Source organism: Macellibacteroides sp., assembly GCF_050251695.1.
GTDB classification, from domain to species: Bacteria; Bacteroidota; Bacteroidia; order Bacteroidales; family Tannerellaceae; genus Macellibacteroides; species Macellibacteroides fermentans.
This window is the reverse complement of the sequence record NZ_JBFWMI010000179.1, coordinates 1-3056: the sequence shown is the minus strand read 5'-3', so window position 1 is coordinate 3056 and position 3056 is coordinate 1. Positions and strand designations below refer to the sequence as shown.

Below are 3056 nucleotides of genomic sequence, written 5' to 3'. Positions count from 1 at the left end.
AGATAGAATTTTAAGTTTGTAATTTCACTGCCTGCAAATTTGTGATTTAATAGTTTAAGGAATACATCCTGAATGGCATCCTTTATAATCTCTCTTTCATAGCCAAGACCAACACCATAGGAAAACAATACGTCTACATATTTACTATATAGAGTGGCAAACGAAGCTTCGTTTCCATTTGTTATTCCTTTAATTAAAATGTGATCTTCCATTGTTTGTTACTAAATCAACTCTCTTTTTAGATTTAAAATAATTAAACAGAAGCAAAAGTATTCATTTTTAATTGAAATGCAATGACGTGTTGCACTTTGAAATATCTCTATCTTTGCCAAATGGGAGATGAAAAGAATACACAGTTAACTATACTTATTTAATAATAAGAATTTATCTAAGATTTTATATAGTTATGATAGTTAAATAGTTGAGTTTAATGCCATAAAAAGAGGGTAATTCCTGTTTTGGAATTACCCTCTTTTGTGATTATTCGGTAGGGCCATATTTTATCCCCATTGAGCTCCAGCGTGTAAGGAAATTGGCTAATGCCAATTTAAATTTTTGATAATCTTTGTTCCCAGCTTCAGTCCAGCCCACTTCTGCATATGCTGCTATTCGTGGATATACTTTATAATTCATACTTTCTGTGGTTGGTATAAATTCTCCCCACATCTGACATCCAGTACCCAATACCTTGGATTGTAATTCAGTAGGAAGTCCTGTAGGTATAGGATTGAAGTTATAAGCTTTTTCCATGGGTATAGATTTGTAATCATAGTCCAGGTAAGTGTATTCATGGAAAGAATTAACAACTTCATATCCTTTTTTGAGGGTGCTGACAATTAGACTTGAATCCCCCTTCCAGAAGTGAACAATGGTACCTGCAGCCAGCTTCTCATTTCCTTCTTTCGTATCCTTTTCTGATTGATATTCGTGAAGCTTAGCTCCTGTAATCTCATTCCATCCCATCATCCTCTTGTTCTTTGAGGCTAGTATATTGGAGACAGTGTTTGTGAAATATACCTGCAATTCAGCCGGAGTTGCAAGGTCATTTTTCTTCATATAGGATTGTACCATAGGTGATTCGTTCCACTGGTCATAACGAACTTCATCGCCGCCAATATGAAATACCGGTGAAGGAAAGAGTGTGATTACTTCGTCGATAACGTCTGTAAGGAAATTCACGACTTTAGGATCTGCCACATTATAAATGTCATATTGAACACCAAATTTACAAGGAACTTTTATCTTTTTGCCTGTTGTTCCGAGCCAGGGATATGCTGCAATGGCTGCACTTGCATGTCCGGGCATCTCTATTTCAGGAACAACCATGATGTGGCGGTCGGCTGCATAAGTTACAATCTCTTTAATATCATCTTGTGTATAAAATCCTTGATGAGGCTTACCGTCGTATTCATTGCTTCCGAAATGATTAATTTCGGTTGAGTCCCGGTATGAACCTACTTCTGTAAGCATCGGATATTTCTTGATTTCGATTCTCCATCCCTGGTCTTCCGTGAGATGCCAATGGAACACGTTCATTTTTAAACGGGCCATTTCGTCTAGTAATTGCTTTACAACCTCTTTGCCTTTAAAATGGCGTCCTTCGTCTAGCATGAATGCTCTCCATTCAAATGCAGGATAGTCTGAGATAGTACCCTTTTGAACGGTTAGTTTCCCTTCGTTTGCCCTAATTATTTGTCTCAGGGTTTGGATGCCGTAAAAGATACCAGTGGAAGTTCCTGATGTGATTTTAATACCTTTTGAACTAACATCAATAGAATAACCATTTTTTTCTTTTTCAGTCTTGCCTGTATTTAACTCCAGTTGGATATCTGCCATAGTATTTTGCGGATCCAATATTGTTCTGCAATTGAAATCAGAAGAAAGGATCTCTTGTAACACATCTACCTCTTTTTTGACACTTTCAGGAAAAGCTATTTTAACCTCTGAAGGAAGTTCGAGATGCCCCGTTTTGTAAGCAACTGACTGAGGTGTTGGAATTACCTGATAATTTAAAGGAGCTTCCTGCTTGCAGGAAAGCATCAATAGAGATATACATATCCCCGAAATAAGGTTAACTTTCATAGAATTTTATTTAAATGTTTTGTTTAGCGATAAAGCGTGATGTGCAAATATAGAGATAAATCCTTAATAAAAAGTCAGAATGAAATATTGTACAATTATTTTTCAAGCCATAGATTAATAGTTTTAATCACCTTGTCTCGTAAGGAATCGGGCAGAGTATTAATCCTTGCCCGGTGACTCCCTTTCGGTTGGATGGCAACAAACATATTTTTCTTCCCATCTAACTTGGTAATACCTACGGAAGTCCACGGATCATATTCGCCGTATACGAAGATTAGGCGAGGGTCGCTTGTTTCAATAAAATTTGTCAGTTTCTTATAAAGCTCCGGTTGGAATTGGATAGTTATTCCTTCGGGTAACATAATCCGTTGCAAATAATCTTTAGCTGTTCGGATGAAAAGAAGATCCTTAAATGGCTCTATGTCGTAACCGTAATATCCTAACTCGCGTGCAGCCTGAATAAAAAATGCCTGAGTAGGTTGACCGGTGGCAAAATAATCAGGTCCGCTAATCTCTGTCAGGTGTTTGAATAAAACTCCGGTGGTTGCTGTGTTGGCAGGGATGTGGCTTGCAGGTGTTCCCCATTGCCAGAAAGCAAATGAATACTCCAATACACAGTAGTCAAGTACTTCATTCATGGATATGCGGAAAGATAGCTGCTTTTCCATGCAAAACTTTTCCATGAGAGGTATTATTTCACCTCTTCTTTTCAGCACTTCACGCTGAAAAGACAAAATAGCCTGACGAGTTTTTTTATCTCCTACTACATTTAGAAACGGTTCGTGCCTGCCGTCTTCTGCCGACCGGCTTACAGGTGCTACATAGGGTACGGTGATATCTACATCGTTCGGAAAGAAAGCCCGGTAGATCAGAGCTGTTTGCCCTCCTTTGCTAATACCCGTGCTAATCCATTTTTGAGGATAAATTTGTTTAAACAGAGTGGTGATAAGATGTAGGTCTGAAGCCGAATTCTG

General features: G+C 38.0%; 3 protein-coding genes. All 3 read right to left on the bottom strand.

What is annotated here, in order from left to right:
• Window positions 1-212 (bottom strand): RNA polymerase sigma factor (locus AB7E53_RS14780; protein ID WP_446776563.1); only part of this gene is annotated, 212 nt, incomplete at its 3' end.
• A 268-nt stretch (window positions 213-480) separates the two neighbouring features.
• Window positions 481-2082 (bottom strand): beta-N-acetylhexosaminidase, encoded by a 1602-nt coding sequence (locus AB7E53_RS14775; RefSeq protein WP_446776561.1) that lies wholly within the window; start codon window positions 2080-2082, stop codon window positions 481-483.
• A 95-nt stretch (window positions 2083-2177) separates the two neighbouring features.
• The coding region (locus AB7E53_RS14770; protein ID WP_446776559.1) for a S28 family serine protease at window positions 2178-3056 on the bottom strand (879 nt) is incomplete at its 5' end.